Source organism: Kandleria vitulina DSM 20405 (assembly GCF_000702065.1).
In the GTDB taxonomy this organism is placed as follows: domain Bacteria; phylum Bacillota_I; class Bacilli_A; order Erysipelotrichales; family Coprobacillaceae; genus Kandleria; species Kandleria vitulina.
The window spans coordinates 66,980-82,042 of sequence record NZ_JNKN01000004.1 but is presented as its reverse complement, the minus strand read 5'-3'; the positions used below and the strand labels follow the sequence as shown (position 1 = coordinate 82,042).

The 15,063-nt window shown below is 32.8% G+C and carries 22 protein-coding genes; 18 read left to right on the top strand and 4 right to left on the bottom strand.

All coding sequences use genetic code 11. The features are described 5' to 3' along the window. The first annotated feature begins 2 nt into the window (after positions 1–2). From brxL to T513_RS0101445, 3 genes are read left to right on the top strand one after another with little or no spacing between them, the layout of a single operon-like run. Positions 3–2,045, top strand: a complete 2,043-nt coding sequence (gene brxL, locus T513_RS0101455; RefSeq protein ID WP_031588615.1) for a protease Lon-related BREX system protein BrxL — start codon at positions 3–5, stop codon at positions 2,043–2,045. A 1-nt stretch (position 2,046) separates the two neighbouring features. Next, on the top strand, positions 2,047–2,262 hold the full coding sequence (locus T513_RS0101450; RefSeq protein ID WP_031588614.1) for a type I restriction enzyme endonuclease domain-containing protein: 216 nt from the start codon (positions 2,047–2,049) through the stop codon (positions 2,260–2,262). Positions 2,263–2,283: 21 nt separating this feature from the next. Continuing rightward, entirely contained in the window at positions 2,284–2,979 is a 696-nt protein-coding gene (locus T513_RS0101445) for a GIY-YIG nuclease family protein (RefSeq protein WP_031588613.1), read from the top strand. A gap of 60 nt (positions 2,980–3,039) precedes the next feature. On the opposite strand, the gene T513_RS0101440 is transcribed toward T513_RS0101445, so the two are convergent. From T513_RS0101440 to T513_RS0101430, 4 genes are read right to left on the bottom strand one after another with little or no spacing between them, the layout of a single operon-like run. Beyond that, positions 3,040–3,456: an ATP-binding protein gene (locus T513_RS0101440; RefSeq protein ID WP_031588612.1), complete on the bottom strand. Its 417-nt coding sequence runs from the start codon at positions 3,454–3,456 to the stop codon at positions 3,040–3,042. 2 nt (positions 3,457–3,458) lie between these two features. After that, positions 3,459–3,899 (bottom strand): ABC-three component system middle component 2, encoded by a 441-nt coding sequence (locus tag T513_RS0101435; protein ID WP_031588611.1) that lies wholly within the window; start codon positions 3,897–3,899, stop codon positions 3,459–3,461. Then, positions 3,892–4,008 carry an ABC-three component system protein gene (locus T513_RS12620; RefSeq protein WP_422723610.1) on the bottom strand — a complete coding sequence of 39 codons (117 nt, stop codon included), beginning with the start codon at positions 4,006–4,008 and terminating at the stop codon, positions 3,892–3,894. Before T513_RS12620 ends, T513_RS0101435 begins: the two co-directional genes overlap by 8 nt. After that, positions 3,962–4,588 (bottom strand): ABC-three component system protein, encoded by a 627-nt coding sequence (locus tag T513_RS0101430; protein WP_031588610.1) that lies wholly within the window; start codon positions 4,586–4,588, stop codon positions 3,962–3,964. The genes T513_RS12620 and T513_RS0101430 overlap by 47 nt, the downstream gene beginning before the upstream one ends. Before the next feature lie 261 nt (positions 4,589–4,849). Here T513_RS0101430 and T513_RS0101425 point away from each other — a divergent pair, with 261 nt between their 5' ends. From T513_RS0101425 to T513_RS0101355, 15 genes are all read left to right on the top strand, one after another. After that, positions 4,850–5,836, top strand: a complete 987-nt coding sequence (locus T513_RS0101425; RefSeq protein WP_031588609.1) for an ATPase, T2SS/T4P/T4SS family — start codon at positions 4,850–4,852, stop codon at positions 5,834–5,836. Next, positions 5,829–6,827 carry a type II secretion system F family protein gene (locus T513_RS0101420; RefSeq protein ID WP_029073114.1) on the top strand — a complete coding sequence of 333 codons (999 nt, stop codon included), beginning with the start codon at positions 5,829–5,831 and terminating at the stop codon, positions 6,825–6,827. The genes T513_RS0101425 and T513_RS0101420 overlap by 8 nt, the downstream gene beginning before the upstream one ends. A gap of 14 nt (positions 6,828–6,841) precedes the next feature. Beyond that, positions 6,842–7,147, top strand: coding sequence for a competence type IV pilus major pilin ComGC (locus T513_RS0101415; RefSeq protein ID WP_029070802.1), 306 nt, complete (start codon positions 6,842–6,844; stop codon positions 7,145–7,147). Then, entirely contained in the window at positions 7,137–7,541 is a 405-nt protein-coding gene (locus tag T513_RS0101410) for a prepilin-type N-terminal cleavage/methylation domain-containing protein (protein WP_029070801.1), read from the top strand. The genes T513_RS0101415 and T513_RS0101410 overlap by 11 nt, the downstream gene beginning before the upstream one ends. Further along, on the top strand, positions 7,525–7,734 hold the full coding sequence (locus T513_RS0101405; protein WP_143452006.1) for a hypothetical protein: 210 nt from the start codon (positions 7,525–7,527) through the stop codon (positions 7,732–7,734). The genes T513_RS0101410 and T513_RS0101405 overlap by 17 nt, the downstream gene beginning before the upstream one ends. 122 nt (positions 7,735–7,856) lie before the next feature. Then, the gene (locus tag T513_RS0101400) at positions 7,857–8,216 is read left to right on the top strand and encodes a ComGF family competence protein (RefSeq protein WP_238551712.1); all 360 of its coding nucleotides are present in this window, start codon (positions 7,857–7,859) and stop codon (positions 8,214–8,216) included. Continuing rightward, complete coding sequence (locus T513_RS0101395) at positions 8,203–8,490, top strand: hypothetical protein (RefSeq protein WP_051654343.1); 288 nt, start codon at positions 8,203–8,205, stop codon at positions 8,488–8,490. Before T513_RS0101400 ends, T513_RS0101395 begins: the two co-directional genes overlap by 14 nt. A 97-nt stretch (positions 8,491–8,587) precedes the next feature. Continuing rightward, positions 8,588–9,145 (top strand): elongation factor P, encoded by a 558-nt coding sequence (gene efp / locus T513_RS0101390; protein ID WP_029070799.1) that lies wholly within the window; start codon positions 8,588–8,590, stop codon positions 9,143–9,145. A gap of 87 nt (positions 9,146–9,232) precedes the next feature. After that, positions 9,233–9,577 (top strand): Asp23/Gls24 family envelope stress response protein, encoded by a 345-nt coding sequence (locus T513_RS0101385; protein ID WP_029070798.1) that lies wholly within the window; start codon positions 9,233–9,235, stop codon positions 9,575–9,577. Between the two features lie 98 nt (positions 9,578–9,675). Beyond that, positions 9,676–10,083 (top strand): transcription antitermination factor NusB, encoded by a 408-nt coding sequence (gene nusB, locus T513_RS0101380; protein WP_031588606.1) that lies wholly within the window; start codon positions 9,676–9,678, stop codon positions 10,081–10,083. Continuing rightward, positions 10,083–11,333 carry an exodeoxyribonuclease VII large subunit gene (gene xseA / locus T513_RS0101375; protein ID WP_031588605.1) on the top strand — a complete coding sequence of 417 codons (1,251 nt, stop codon included), beginning with the start codon at positions 10,083–10,085 and terminating at the stop codon, positions 11,331–11,333. The genes nusB and xseA overlap by 1 nt, the downstream gene beginning before the upstream one ends. Positions 11,334–11,342: 9 nt before the next feature. Next, positions 11,343–11,555 (top strand): exodeoxyribonuclease VII small subunit, encoded by a 213-nt coding sequence (gene xseB / locus T513_RS0101370; RefSeq protein WP_031588604.1) that lies wholly within the window; start codon positions 11,343–11,345, stop codon positions 11,553–11,555. Position 11,556: 1 nt separating this feature from the next. Then, positions 11,557–12,405: a polyprenyl synthetase family protein gene (locus tag T513_RS0101365; RefSeq protein ID WP_031588603.1), complete on the top strand. Its 849-nt coding sequence runs from the start codon at positions 11,557–11,559 to the stop codon at positions 12,403–12,405. Beyond that, the gene (gene dxs / locus T513_RS0101360) at positions 12,406–14,274 is read left to right on the top strand and encodes a 1-deoxy-D-xylulose-5-phosphate synthase (RefSeq protein ID WP_031588602.1); all 1,869 of its coding nucleotides are present in this window, start codon (positions 12,406–12,408) and stop codon (positions 14,272–14,274) included. It begins immediately after the preceding gene. Continuing rightward, positions 14,255–15,052 carry a TlyA family RNA methyltransferase gene (locus T513_RS0101355; RefSeq protein WP_031588601.1) on the top strand — a complete coding sequence of 266 codons (798 nt, stop codon included), beginning with the start codon at positions 14,255–14,257 and terminating at the stop codon, positions 15,050–15,052. Before dxs ends, T513_RS0101355 begins: the two co-directional genes overlap by 20 nt. Positions 15,053–15,063: the final 11 nt, after the last annotated feature.

The window sequence follows — 15,063 nt, the reverse complement described above, 5'->3', positions numbered from 1 at the left end:
TAATGGATAATTTAGATAGAGCGTTAATACAAAATTTTCCAGGAAGAGTTGTAAGAAAGGATCTTACGAGTCTTCTTAAAAGAGGTGCTAATGTACCTACATTTGTACTTGAATATTTATTAGGAATGTATTGTTCATCAGATGATGAAGATGTTATTGCAGCAGGAATTGAAAAGATTAAGACAATTCTTACTGAGAATTATGTTAGACCTGATGAATCAGAAAAAATTAAATCTAGAATTAGGGAAAGAGGACAATATACTGTTATTGACAAATTAACTGGATGGTTAGATGAAACAGTGGATAAATACTATTCAAGATTCTCTAATTTAGAATTTTCTCCTTTAGAGTTATCATCAGATTATGTAACACAGTATTCAAAAATTCTGACTGGTGGTATGTGGTGTATGGCAAAAATTGCATATGTACCACAAGGTGAAGATTTTGAAGGTAAACGAAAGAGGCGTGAATCTCCGTTTAAACTTGTAGGTGTAAAACCAATACAGATGCCATCGTTAAATTTAGATGATTTAATTTCAAAACGAAAATATTTTAACTATCAAGAATGGATGGATCTAATTCTTAGATCGTCAGGATATGAACCTGATCAGTTAGATAATAAACAAAAGTTTCATTTCATAGAAAGGTTAGTTCCACTTGTTGAACGTAATTATAATTTCTGTGAATTAGGACCTAGAGGGACAGGCAAATCGCATGTTTACAAAGAAATTTCACCATACTCAATCCTTATGTCCGGTGGTCAAACTACAACGGCTAACCTGTTTTATAACTTGTCAAATCATAGAGTTGGATTAGTTGGACATTGGGATACTGTTGCTTTTGATGAAGTTGCAGGTATGCATTTTAAGGATAAGAATGCAATTCAGATTTTAAAAGATTACATGGCTTCAGGATCATTCGCGCGTGGGAAAGAGGAGATAAATGCAGATGCTTCTATGGTATACGTAGGAAATATTAATGATTCTGTTTCGAATTTACTTAAAAGAAGTAATTTATTTGAACCATTTCCTCCAGAGTTCAATAAGGATACAGCATTCTTTGACCGTATGCATTATTACTTGCCTGGATGGGAAGTACCAAAAATGCGATCGGATATTATCACAAAGCATTATGGCTTAATAACTGACTGCTTATCAGAGTTCTGTAAAGAAATGCGAAAACAAGATTTTACTGCATTACTAGATAATTATTATCATCTAAACAGAGACTTCAATAAACGTGATGAAGATGCGGTTAGAAAAACATTTTCAGGATTATGTAAAGTGTTGTTCCCTAATGGGATTATTAACAAAGAAGAAACAAAGATTCTTCTTGATTATGCAATTGAAGGAAGAAGACGAGTAAAAGAACAGCTTAAGCTAATTGCTGGAAATGAATTTGCTGATGTTAACTTAGGTTATTATGATGATGAACATAAAGAATATGTTGTTTCAGTTCCAGAGCAAAAATCTGGTGATCTAATAACTAATGCAACACTTCCATTTGGTCATGTGTTTACAATGGGAAGAAGTCAATCATCGGGTGAAATGTGTGTATATAGATTAGAAAACAAAGCTATACGTGGTAGTGGTAGATTTGAAAAACAAGGTGTTACAACTAAAGCTGTTCGAGAATCTATTGAATCAGCATGGATGTACTTCCAGAATAATTCTAAAAAAGTTGCTGATTGGGAATCATATAGTAATAAAGATTATCTTTTATATTATGCTGATTTACAAAATAAAGGGTTAAGTTCACAGGTGTCAGTAGCTGAATTTGTAGGATTGTGCTCTGCAGCAATAAGAATATCTGTAACTGAATCTCTTGTGATTGTCGGAGATATTAAATTATCGGGTACACTTGATGAATTGAAGGATCTCGAGGAAATCTTTAGAACATGTGCTAATGCTGGCGCTACGAAACTATTGCTTCCTAGATCAGCTGTAATTGATATGAAAAATATACCTGAGAATATTCGTAAATCAGTACAGCCTATGTTCTATTCTTCACCAATTGATGCTGCAAAAATTGCTATGAATATTTAATATGAATGAACAAAAGTTTACGGAAACATTAAGAAAGAATCAAACTATAGATTGGCAAAAGAAAAAGTCAGCTAGAGCTCAAATGCGACGAATGATTAAACGATTACTAAAGAAATATGACTATCCCCCTGAAGAAACAAAGGATGCTTTAGAAACTGTAATCAGTCAGTGCGAGCTTTGGACTGATAATGTTATGTACGTTAATGATGTATATTAATATGAGTATTGGAGAATATTAATGACAAATAAAGAAGAGAGTGTTGGTTATATCTATATTCTTACAAATCCATCTTTCCCTGAGTATGTGAAGATTGGATACGCTAAGAATGTTAATCAGCGTTTAAAACAATTAAATCGTTCAGCTTCTGTTCCATATGCATTTAGAGCATACGCCGTATATGAAGTTACGCATAAATTAACAGATAAAAAACTTCATATGTTAATAGATACTCTGGATCCTGATCTAAGAACCATAGAAACTTTCGATGGTAAGAAACGTACTAAAGAGTTCTACGAAATGACAAAAGAGAAGGCATATCTTATTTTACAAGCTATAGCTGAAATAAGTGGTACTGAGGATAGATTACATTTGGTAAATCCAACAGCTACTGAGATTCAAGATGAAGAAAAAGCAGAAGAAGCTAAAAAAGAATCAAAGCGTGCTCCATTTAGATTTAGTCTTGTAAATATTAAACCAGGAGAAAAGGTTGTCTATATCGATGACCCTTCAATAACACCTGAGGTTGTTGATGATCGTCATATCGAGTGGAAAGGCAAAACAACTTCACTGTCTGCTTTAGCACAGGAGTTAAGAAGTTTAAAAGGTATTAATTCTCCAGTACAGGGCCCAGCGTGTTTCTCATATAATGGGGAAATTTTAGATAATTTAAGAACACGTCTTGAAGAAGAATCACGTGGATATGTAAGAAAATAATAATATAAAAAGCTCTCTAAGCACTGACGATTCAGTGTTTGGAGAGCTTTTTTTGCAAATTTAATCTTCAAATACGTCTGGGAGTAATCCATAACGACCTTTTTCTTTGTCATGTGTAAAAGAGAGAATATTTATACCTTCTTGATCGTAATTTAAAGTTGGTAAATTTTTAGTATTTTCAACAATAATGACTTGTCCTTCATTTCTATGATTTATAAGGTTATCAGTGTCGATGCGCATAAATGTAATTATTTCATTGGTAGATGTACAAACATCAACTGTTATAGTGTTATATCCCAATCTTTCATCTAGAGGAAAGTCCTTAGATTCCATTACATAATCTAGGCATTTTAACATTCTAGTTTTACCTGTATTTGATCGACCATGGATGATATTCAAATTTTCATTAAATTCAATAACAGGCTCAGGCTTTCCTATACCTGAAATAGTTAATTTTTTAAAATAAAAACTCATCATTGTTACCTTCCGTATCTTCGCTCTCTGATGTGTTCGACAAGTAATTGATTAGTAAAGCGTTTCATTTTTTCAATAGTATCCGATGCAATAAGAGCATAGGTATCATAGTATTCGGATTCAACTTGGAAATATATTGTTAATCCTCTTTCATTAATTTTATATAGAAAACCTTCTTGTGAATCTTGAACATTAATTAAGTTATTTACAACGAGATAATTAATTGCTGAAGAGAGAATTTGTAATCTTGCAGCATACTCACTAAACTTGTATTGACTATCCGGGTGCAAATTTATTTCATTTATTTTAAAATACTTGGAATATGTAATCATAAAATCCAGTGAAGCTAGTCTTGATGAACTGAATTCAGATTGATAATCTGCTCCTAATATCATTAAAAGTCGCATTGCATATTCAAAAGGCATATTAAAAAGTACGTTACTCATGTTCTTCTACCCATTTTAACTTTCCATCGTTAACTAACATATGACAGAGACCTAAGCGTTCGTCATAACCAATAAGATTTGTTTTTTTTAAATAATAGTGATTTATCAAGCGGTGCTAATGTTGCTCTATCTAAAACTTTGCACTCCTTATCGTATCCATTTTCAAAAGGTCCTCTTACTTTATTAAGGTTTTTAATAAGCTCATTCTTCAAAATATCGAAGTTTGCATCAGCATCAACAAATATTTCTCTGAAAGATCTTCGTACATATTCAGCATTTAAAAAATTATGTCTTTGCTCTTTGTAATCCATCAAATACATTTCAGGTATATTATTAAGTTCACTTTCAGTTTTGACAGTTGTATTTTCTGCATCTCCGTACGCTCTTAATAGTTCATGTTTATATGGAAGCATATCAGTATCAACCTCTTGGCTAGATAAATCTTTAGAAATTTTTAATTCTTTTCCATCTACATAAATCATTCCATTATACTCAGAGACTTCACGTATTTTTACAATATTTACGAGGGTTTGATTTTGAGAATTAATAAGAGCACGATTCTTTAGAAATGAAATGAACCAATCTTGTAGATAATTAAATGCAAGCATGGGATCTATTAGTTTATTTTCTATTATATTCAACTGTGCTACTAAATCGTCTAAACGATCATCATTAATATGCTCATTCAACAAGTCTGCAAAAGCTAGAGGGGATCTTAAGTTTTTAACTATAGCTTGAGCATGCTTTTTTGGGAATTCATCAGTTCCTCTACATATCTTATCTATTGTATTACTTGCTATAGCTCCAAATGAAAAGGGGTTATATCCATTTTTATTTAGAGAATTACATTACTATCTACTGATAAAACAATTCAAAAAAATCTGAATTGTTTTTATTTTTTATGAGAAAAAAAATCCATTATCAAGAATATAATAATAGGAGATGATTTTATGGATGAATTATTTGAAACTCTGATCTATAAGGCATTGAAAAATGAAGCAACAGATATTCATATGAAATTAAAGAAAGACTTAGCGATTTATTATCGTATTTATGGACAGTTAAGGCACTATCAGACTTATGATAAACAATTAGGAGAAAGGATCATGAATTATATAAAATATAAGTCCTTTATCAACGTAAACTATCGTCTGATGCCTCAGACAGGTTCTTTTAATTATTATATTAGTGATCATATCTACTTTCTTCGTGTTTCTTATCTTCCAGGCATTGATTTTGAAAGCATAGTTATAAGAATATTGAATAATCATGAAAAAATAACAATCAATGAATTATCAGAAGTAGGAGATTATTCAAGATTTCTCAATGAAATATGTCATAAGCAATCTGGTCTATTTCTTGTAAGTGGAGCTACTGGAAGCGGGAAATCGACAACGCTTTATGCACTTCTTGATCGTATTATTGAAATGGGTGGAAAAAATGTCATTACGCTTGAAGATCCTATTGAAATGATCAAGGATCACTGTCTACAGATTCAAATTAATGAATCATTAGGCATTACGTACTTTGATACACTAAGACAAATATTAAGACATGATCCTGATGTTATCATGATTGGAGAAATTCGTGATGAAAAGACTGCTGCATTAGCAGTGACATGCGCATTAACGGGACATCTTGTATTAAGTACAATCCACGCTTCATCCGCATTGCTTGTCATTAAGCGATTATTAAATATGAAAGTGAGTCTTTCAGACCTGCAGGATATTCTGATTGGTATTGCTTCTCAAAAAATCAAATATGATGAAAAACAGCACAAGGTCATTCTTTTACCAGAGATATTAACGAAAAAAGAAATAGATGTCTTTCTTCATAATCGTGAAGTAAACTATCATACTTTCAAAGAGAATGCTTTGATGCTTGTTAATAAGAAACATTATGATCGTTATCTTTTTGAGGAAGAACTGAATGGATAAAGATTATTTCTTTTTAAGAACCTTTTATATGTTATTAAAACAGGGTTATGGACTAGAAGAAACCTTACTGATCTGTGAGGATATCACACGTTTTCCTTATGTAGATACAATGATAGATCAAATGAAAATAGGAATGGATGTCAAAGAGATTATTATGGAAGCACCACTGCCTACACTGTTTCTTGAATTCTTTGACTTCTTCTCAGAACGTTTTACTCTTGCTTTAGCAATTAAGAACAGTCTTGATATTTGTGATCATGTAAAAGAAATAAAGAAGCAGCTACGCAAGGATATGACTTATCCATTGATGTTAATTGTATTTATGATTGGTTTTTCTATCTTTGCGACAACTATTCTGTTTCCAAAAGTATCAATGCTTTTTGATTCTTTTTCAGTTGAACGTCCTTTCTTGTTAATTGTAATGATCTATATCATGAAAATGATTCCTATTCTATTTATAGTTTCATTTATTGTGATAACGTTTCTGTTTCTTTATCTTCTTTATGCCTTGAAGAATAAGAAGTATCTGATCATTGAAAAGTATCTTAAAGTCAAAGGCATCAAGGTTCTTTTGCAGAAGTATTTTACATTAAAGTTTGCGGTGTATTTTAATGAGTTATTAAAGGATCATATTGATGCACATTCAATTATGAAATTGCTTAATGAGAAGATGAATCACAGTGATATTAAGATTATGATCTATGAAATTTATACGAAAATGAACAATGGTCTATCGTTTGAAGAAGGAATGTACAATCTCGAATATTTTGATCCACTGTTTATACTTATGTATAAGCTTTTTTTACAGAGTCCTCAAGATGTAAAATCACTGCAGGGGTATATAGATTTAACTTTGGAATGGGTTCATGTACGTATCAATAAAATGGTCAAAATTGTTGTTCCAGCAGTCTATAGTTTCGTTGCGATATTTGTGATTTCAATCTATCTTGCGGCTGTATTGCCACTTATGAATATAATTGGAGATCTTTAAAGGAGGAAGCTTTTATGAAAAGAAATATGGGCTTTACACTTATTGAACTGATTTTTTGTTTATCGATAATCCTTGTTATCTTATTGCTGGTTATACCTTATGTAACAAGCAAAAATGATATTGTTAAAAATAAGAGCTGCAAGGCACAGATCGAAGTTGTCAACTCGCAGATTATCTTATATGAAATAGAACATGAACAGTTGCCAACAAGCATCAGTCAATTGACATCTGGCAGCAAGCCTTATCTAACAGAAAAACAGGCGACTTGTCCTAATGGCAAATCAATCTATATAAGTGATGGACAGGCCTATGTTAAATAGAAAAGGGTTTACCCTTGTAGAAATGCTGCTGAGTTTATCAGTAATACTAATCCTATCAGCATTTGGCTTTACTTGTCGACTTCCAAAGGTAAGCGATGATGAAGAGCTGAACTTGATTGTCAATGTACTTACCTACGCGAGGATGCATGCAAGCACAAAAAAAGAAACCACCGATGTAGATGTTTCAGATAAATCACTGCATATCTATAGTGAACATATGAACCGTGAAATTCATTTAGGACAGGGCTATCGCTTTTTAGCATGTCATCATTTCAGCTACAATAATACCGGAAGAATCAAGCATGCCAAAACCATAAAGCTAGAAACGCCTCATAAGCGCTATGATTTTATTTTTCAATTAGGATCAGGTACTTTTTATGTGGAAGAACAATAGGGGAATGACACTTATTGAAGCATTGTTTGCTTTTTCTATCTATGTTACTTTGATTATCTTCTTTGTGTCATTATTGACCATTCAAAATAGAAGTATGTATAAGATCAAAGAAAACAGGAAAGAAAATCAGAAAATTGAATTAAAAAGCAGGGGAGATGATCCAAAATCAGATCTCGTAGAGGATTTACGTTAATCGAAGTGCTCCTTTCTTTATCAATAACATTATTGATAGTCGTCAATATGACTTCCATCTTGCATCTTGTAAAAATAAAGAAAGCTGATCATGACTTTGATATTTCCATTGGTGTAAAACAGGTGAGTGAGTACCTGCTTGCAGGGGATATTAAAGAAGTAAATGATCAGCTGATCTATGAAGATGAAGATAAAGAGAAAAACATCATCGAATATGACAATCATCGACTTGTAAAAAGACCGGGCTATGAAACACTGATTACCAATATTGATTGTGCTAACTTCTATGTTAAAAACAACTATATCTATTTAGGACTAGAAAGAAATCATCATTCTTATACTTATCTTATCGGCAACTTGTATCATGGAGAGAAAAGCGATGAAGAAACTACGCAACAACAATGGCAGTATTCTACAGATTGTATTGATCATCTTTTTAGTACTGCTACATTTTATTCTTTCCATATCAATGATTGTTCGTAGTACGATTCTTCTTTATGGACAAGAAAAGATTTTAAATCAAAGAAGATTAGTAGAAATTGAACTTGTTTATTTCTTTAAGAAAACAATGGCTACAGATATGCTTTTATCTGGAACAATACGAAATAATGAAGAATCTATTCATTATACAGTTGATAATATGGGAGATTACTATCTCATTGAATCACAGATTAAGCTTAAATCAGGTCAATACTCGCTTTATCTTGAAATCTATGTGGATGATCAAAGAGTAAGAAAACTGAAGTATAAGGCCTAATTGATTATATTCTTCATCTTTCTTGAATAAGGCTTTTACATTAAGGCATTATTTTGCTATAATGTCTACGGTAAAAACTTGAAAGGAGATCATTACGATGATTAATGTTGGTGATTTAAGACCTGGAATGACTTTCCAGCTTGACGGAAATTTATTTGTAGTATTAGAATACTCTCATAACAAGACTGCAAGAGCAGCTGCAAATATTCGTGTTAAAATGAAGAATATGAGAACTGGAACAACTACTGAAACTACTTTCGGTAACAGTGAAAAAGTTGCAAGAGCACATATCGAAAAGAGAAAAATGCAGTACTTATATGACAATGGTGGCATGTTAGTATTCATGGATACTGAAACATATGATCAGATTGAAATTTCATCTGAAAACTTAACTTGGGAAATGAACTTCATGAAAGAATCTGATGAAGTTGAAATTACTCAGTTCGAAGGTGAAGTATTAGGTGTAGCTTTACCAGTCAATGTTCCATTCAAGATCATTGAAGCAGAACCTGCAGTTAAAGGTGATACTGCAACAGGTGCTACTAAGAACGCTGTAATTGAAACTGGATTCTCTATCAGAGTTCCTTTATTCATCAGTGAAGGTGAAACTGTTATTGTTAACACAACTGACGGTAAATATGTAGGAAGAGCTTAATCATAAGCTCTTTTTTTGTATCATTAAAGAGTCTTGTAATCAGTTTCATTTTCTTATACAATAAAAAGGTAAAGAGAGGTATATCATATGGCTAATATCGAATATTACACATACAAGGAAAGTCCAATTAATGGCGATATCATGATGAGCGTACAGGTCTTCGATATCATTGTTAAACAGGTCTTTGAAGAAGATCCAGATGTAAGCTTGGATAAGACAAAGGGCTTTTCAATTTCAGGAACAAAAAATCTTGTCAGCTGTCGTATTGATCATAATGAAGTTTATATTACAGTTCATATCAGTGTAAAATATGGCACAAATGTCTCTGAAAAAACTAAAGAAATTCAGAGAAAAATTGCATCATCAATTAAGAATTATACAAACGTAAGTGTAAAAACAATTGATATTGTAGTTGTTAATATTGAATTCTAAGAAAAGCGAGTCATTTTCTTGCTTTTCTTTTTTATCTTTCATTCCTTTTTTTATAAGACTATGATAGAATATCAATGTTTACGGAGGTCTTTGAAAATATGAAAAAAACAGTTAGACAAGTTGCAAGAGAAAAAGCAATTATTGGTATATATCAGAATTTAGCAGTTGGTGCTGATAAACAGGATATCATGAATTATGTAAAACATGATGATGTACTAAAAGAAGGGTTATCAGCCATGACATTCTGTGAATCTCTTATTGATATTGTATTAAAAAATAAAGAATCATATATCAAACTTATTGAAAAGTATTTAAAGAGAGGTTGGACTTTTGATCGTCTAAGCAAAATGGAACAGGCTATTTTACTAGTAGCTACTGCTGAAATCCTTGATACTGAAACTGATGAAAGAGTTGTCATCAACGAAGCTGTCATCAATGCAAAATCTTTCTGTGATGAAGGTTCTTACAAATTCATCAATGGGATCTTACATAAGGTCGTAAGTTAATGGACGAAAAATATTTATCCGTCTTTGCCCTCAATAAATATATTAAAGCAAGAATGGATAGTGATTATCAGCTGCAGGATGTTATGATTAAAGGAGAAATCTCTAATTATCGACCACATCCAAGCGGACATATGTATTTTACATTGAAAGATGAAAATGCAAGTGTAAACGCCATCATGTTTGCTTCTAATGCAAAAAGGATGGCGTTTCATGCCAATAACGGGGATAAAGTACTTGTAAGAGGATATGTATCTGTCTATGAAAAGACAGGACAATATCAGCTCTATATTCGTGAAATGTCACGTGATGGATTAGGAAACCTTTTTATTCAATTTGAAGAACTTAAGAAGAAGCTCTCAAGTGAAGGCCTTTTTAATGAAGAACATAAAAAACCAATTCCTACTATCCCTCAAAGGATTGCAGTCCTTTCTGCTAAGCAGGGAGCAGCCTTACAGGATGTACTTAGAACAATAAAGGGACGTTTTCCCGCAGCAAGAATAATCATTTTCCCTATTCCTGTACAAGGAAAAGGGGCATTTATTAAAATCATAGAAACATTAAAAGGCATTGATCAGCTCAACTTCTCAACAATACTGCTCGTACGTGGAGGTGGCAGCATTGAAGATCTGTGGAACTTCAATGAAGAAGCATTAGTGCGCTGCATCTATGAACTTAAGACACCAATCATAACTGGTGTTGGGCATGAAACAGACTTTACGCTTGTCGATTTTGTCAGTGACTTGCGTTGTGCTACGCCTACGGCTGCAGCTGTCGCTGCGACACCGCATGTCGATGAACTTACAGAAAGTGTAGTACATAAGAAAGTACAGCTACAGACGCTATTAACAAGACGTCTTGAAATTGAACGTCAGCATCTTAATCATTTAAGAAGTCATTATTTCTTTAAGGATCCACATCGTCTTATTGAAAATGATCTATTAAAGATGATGCAATATAAAAATAAACTTGATGCTTTCCATGATAAATTTATGATTTCACATCAATCAATCATCAAGAAAAAATTACAGACACTAAGCTATCTCATGAACCAGACAATGGCCAAAGAACAATTTTCTTATATGAAGAAAGTTGAAAAGCTTGATCTTGTGAGTCCTTTAAAGACTCTTGCAAGGGGATATGCTCTTGTAAAAAAAGATGATAAGCTTGTAGATTCAGTCAATATGCTTTCTAAAGGAGACAAGGTTGAACTGACATTAAAAGATGGTCATGTGGAAGCGGAAATAAAGTAGGTGAAAGACATGGAAAAGAAAACATATGAAGGAGCAATGGCTAGACTTGATGAAATCATCAATTTGCTTGAAAATAATAAAGTATCCTTAGATGACAGCATAGCTCTTTATCAAGAAGGAGTAGAGCTTGCAAGCTATTGCGATGCGAAACTAAAATCAATTGAAAATCAAGTCACTAAGATCTATGAAGATCAGCAATTAAAAGACTATGAAGGTGAATAATATGGATACAATAATCAATGAAATCAATGAACGATTAACAGAAGTTATGTCCTCATTAAAAGATGGCAATGTGAAAGAGGCAATGACTTATTCATTGATGGCTGGTGGTAAACGTTTAAGACCATTGTTATTTTGTTATACGTTAAAAAGCTACGGTGTAGATTATCATGACTACATTGATGTTGCCTGTGCAATTGAGATGATTCATACTTACTCATTGATTCATGATGATCTTCCTGGCATGGATAATGATGATTTACGTAGAGGAAGACCAACTTGTCATATTCAATTTGATGAAGCCACTGCTATTTTAGCCGGTGATGGCTTATTAAATGAAAGCATGAATGTCATATTAAATATGGATATTGATTCGTCATTAAAAGTAGATATGATGAAAGTTCTATATGATCATTCTGGTGTTAATGGGATGATCTATGGTCAGCAGCAGGATATTTATTTTGAAGATCATCAGGCAAATTTAAAAGAGCTTGAAGATGTTCATCATTATAAAACTGGATGTCTCCTTAGTGCACCACTAATTCTAGCTGGACTTATTGCCAACAAAAACGAAGTGCCAGCACTAAAAGATTTAGGTTTTACCATTGGTTTAGCTTTCCAGATTCAGGATGATATTCTTGATGTGACAAGTGATACAGAAACATTAGGAAAGCCAGTAGGTAGTGATATTGATAATCACAAATCAACATATGTCACTCTACTTGGAATTGAACAGTCACAGGATTATGCCAATAAGCTATTTAAATCCTGTCTAGAGAAGATATATGCTTTAACACTTAATCATGGACTAATGATTGAGATTATTGAAAAAGTTATGAAAAGAGTGAAATAAATGAATATCAAAGAGATAGACAATCCAAAACAGATTAAGCAGTTAAGTATCAATGAGCTAGAGCATCTATCTCAAGATATACGTACTTTTATTATGGAAAATGTCTCAAAAACAGGAGGGCATTTTTCTAGTAATTTGGGTATTACTGATTTAACTGTCGCTTTGCATTATGTTTTTGATTCTCCTAAAGATAAATTTATCTTTGATGTAGGACATCAATCTTATGTACATAAAATATTAACAGGAAGAGCTAAGGATTTTTCTACATTAAGACAATATAATGGATTAAGTGGATTCCAGCGTCGCCATGAAAGTGAACATGATCCATGGGAAGCAGGACATTCATCTACTTCTATTTCAGGTGCTACTGGTATTGCGATAGCAAGAGATCTCAACAAAGAAGATTTTCAGGTTATTGCGATCATTGGAGATGCTGCTATATTAAGTGGTGAATCTTTAGAAGCATTAAACTATTTAGGAAGTTCTAATACGAAAGTTATCGTTATCTTAAATGATAATGATATGTCTATATCAAAAAATGTCGGTGGTCTTTCTAAAGCCTTATCAGATATTCGTGTTTCAAAGCAGTATAATGAAGTAAAAGATAATTATACGCAGTTTATGATGAAAACAAAGACTGGTAAGGAAATTTATAAAGCTACAAAAAAAGTTAAAGATAAAATCAAACATAGAGTCATGATTGATTCCTTGTTCCAGCAGTTTGGCATTGATTACCTTGGACCTGTCGATGGGCATGATATGGGAGAATTGATTAATGCCTTAACAACTGCGAAGAAGCTGGATCATAGTGTTATTCTTCATGTTAAAACTATAAAAGGAAAAGGCTATCCTCGTGCTGAACAGGATAAAATAGGGCTTTATCACGGTGTTCCTCCTTTTGATTTAAAGAAGGGCATTTTAAATAAAACAAACACTCACTCACAAAAATGGAGTGAAGCGATTGCTAATCATATCGAATATATGATGGGTAAACATGATGACATATGTGTCATTACCCCTGCGATGATTAGTGGCAGTCAATTAAATCATATCTTTAAGTCCTATCCAAATCGTAGCTTTGATGTCGGTATTGCTGAAGAGCATGCTATGACATTTTTAGCAGGATTATCTGTTGGAGGGAAATTCCCATTCTTAAGTATATATTCATCATTCGCACAACGCGCTTATGATCAGCTTAATCATGATGTAGCAAGAATGGATCTTCCATGTCTTATTGGCATCGATCGTTCTGATTTAGTAGGAAGCGATGGCTCTACTCATCATGGGGTATTTGATATTAGCTTTATGAGAGGTATTCCAAATCTTATATTGATGGCTCCTTCTTCTCAAAAAGAAGCTGAAGCTATGATTAATACAGCTTACTATAATCATGATCATCCCTATGTTATTCGTTATTCTAAAAACAGTATTTCTAAGACTTCATTGCATAATGATGAACGTCTTGAAATTGGATCATGGGAATATCGCATTCATAGTGATGCCAAAACTGTCGTTATTACTTATGGTGATCATGTCAATGAAATTGAAGAAAGAATCAGATCTCACAATCTATCTTGTGATCTGATCAATGCACGTTTTATTAATCCAATGGATGAAGAGATGCTCAATTCTATTGTAGATAAGAATATTATTGTGTATGAAACATGCATGGTAAATAGTTCATTGGGAAGTGCAATTGTTTTACATTATGCTAAACATCATCTGAATGTAAATATTTCTCTTATGGGCATTGGTGAACATTATGTGACTCATGGAGATATTGAAAATCTTCTTAAGCAAGAAAAGCTATCCATGGATGATGTCGAATTACGTATTCAGGAGTTAAATAATGAAAAAAGAGAGAGTTGATATTCTTTGTGTAGAACAAGGATTATTTGAATCACGTGAAAAAGCAAAAAGAGCGATTATGGCCGGTCTTGTTCACGACGAACACGATCGTCTAGATAAGCCTGGCATGAAGATTCCACGTGATACAAAATTAGCTATCAAAGGTGAAAAACTAAAGTACGTTTCTCGTGGAGGATTGAAATTAGAGAAAGCATTACAGTGTTTTCCTATTGATCTTCATGATAAGATTATGATAGACATCGGTTCCTCTACTGGTGGCTTTACTGACTGTGCCTTACAGAATGGCGCTAAGATGGTTTATGCGGTTGATGTAGGAACTAATCAGCTAGTATGGAAATTAAGAAATGATGAACGTGTAGAAGTCATGGAAAAATATAATTTCCGCTATGCAAAAAAAGAAGATTTTAAAAGAGGAGATATTCAGTTTGCCAGCATTGATGTTTCGTTTATTTCTCTTTCACATATCTTCAAGGCTTTAGCTGACTTGATTGTAGAAAATGGTCAAGTTGCTGCATTGATCAAACCGCAGTTTGAAGCAGGAAGGGAAGAAGTTGGTAAACATGGTATCATCAGAGATCCAGAAGTTCATAAGAAAGTCATTGAAAATGTCATTTCTTATGCCAATGAATCAGGATTCTCTATACAAGGTTTAACATATTCTCCAATTACTGGAGGAGAAGGCAATATCGAATTTTTAGGATATTTCCTCTTCGACAATAAAGAAAATGCTAAAATAGACATTGATGAGATTGTTGATCAGGCTCATAATCATTTCTAGAAAGAGGTGAC

Coding starts and splice junctions, on each gene's coding strand:
- xseA (WP_031588605.1), top strand. CDS start 10,083: ATGGACGAAAAATATTTATCCGTCTTTGCCCTCAATAAATATATTAAA.
- xseB (WP_031588604.1), top strand. CDS start 11,343: ATGGAAAAGAAAACATATGAAGGAGCAATGGCTAGACTTGATGAAATC.
- T513_RS0101440 (WP_031588612.1), bottom strand. CDS start 3,456: ATGATGAGTTTTTATTTTAAAAAATTAACTATTTCAGGTATAGGAAAG.
- T513_RS0101425 (WP_031588609.1), top strand. CDS start 4,850: ATGGATGAATTATTTGAAACTCTGATCTATAAGGCATTGAAAAATGAA.
- T513_RS0101365 (WP_031588603.1), top strand. CDS start 11,557: ATGGATACAATAATCAATGAAATCAATGAACGATTAACAGAAGTTATG.
- nusB (WP_031588606.1), top strand. CDS start 9,676: ATGAAAAAAACAGTTAGACAAGTTGCAAGAGAAAAAGCAATTATTGGT.
- T513_RS0101410 (WP_029070801.1), top strand. CDS start 7,137: ATGTTAAATAGAAAAGGGTTTACCCTTGTAGAAATGCTGCTGAGTTTA.
- T513_RS0101445 (WP_031588613.1), top strand. CDS start 2,284: ATGACAAATAAAGAAGAGAGTGTTGGTTATATCTATATTCTTACAAAT.
- T513_RS0101420 (WP_029073114.1), top strand. CDS start 5,829: ATGGATAAAGATTATTTCTTTTTAAGAACCTTTTATATGTTATTAAAA.
- brxL (WP_031588615.1), top strand. CDS start 3: ATGGATAATTTAGATAGAGCGTTAATACAAAATTTTCCAGGAAGAGTT.
- T513_RS0101385 (WP_029070798.1), top strand. CDS start 9,233: ATGGCTAATATCGAATATTACACATACAAGGAAAGTCCAATTAATGGC.
- dxs (WP_031588602.1), top strand. CDS start 12,406: ATGAATATCAAAGAGATAGACAATCCAAAACAGATTAAGCAGTTAAGT.
- T513_RS0101450 (WP_031588614.1), top strand. CDS start 2,047: ATGAATGAACAAAAGTTTACGGAAACATTAAGAAAGAATCAAACTATA.
- T513_RS0101415 (WP_029070802.1), top strand. CDS start 6,842: ATGAAAAGAAATATGGGCTTTACACTTATTGAACTGATTTTTTGTTTA.
- T513_RS0101435 (WP_031588611.1), bottom strand. CDS start 3,899: ATGAGTAACGTACTTTTTAATATGCCTTTTGAATATGCAATGCGACTT.
- T513_RS0101355 (WP_031588601.1), top strand. CDS start 14,255: ATGAAAAAAGAGAGAGTTGATATTCTTTGTGTAGAACAAGGATTATTT.
- T513_RS0101405 (WP_143452006.1), top strand. CDS start 7,525: ATGTGGAAGAACAATAGGGGAATGACACTTATTGAAGCATTGTTTGCT.
- efp (WP_029070799.1), top strand. CDS start 8,588: ATGATTAATGTTGGTGATTTAAGACCTGGAATGACTTTCCAGCTTGAC.
- T513_RS0101395 (WP_051654343.1), top strand. CDS start 8,203: ATGATTGTTCGTAGTACGATTCTTCTTTATGGACAAGAAAAGATTTTA.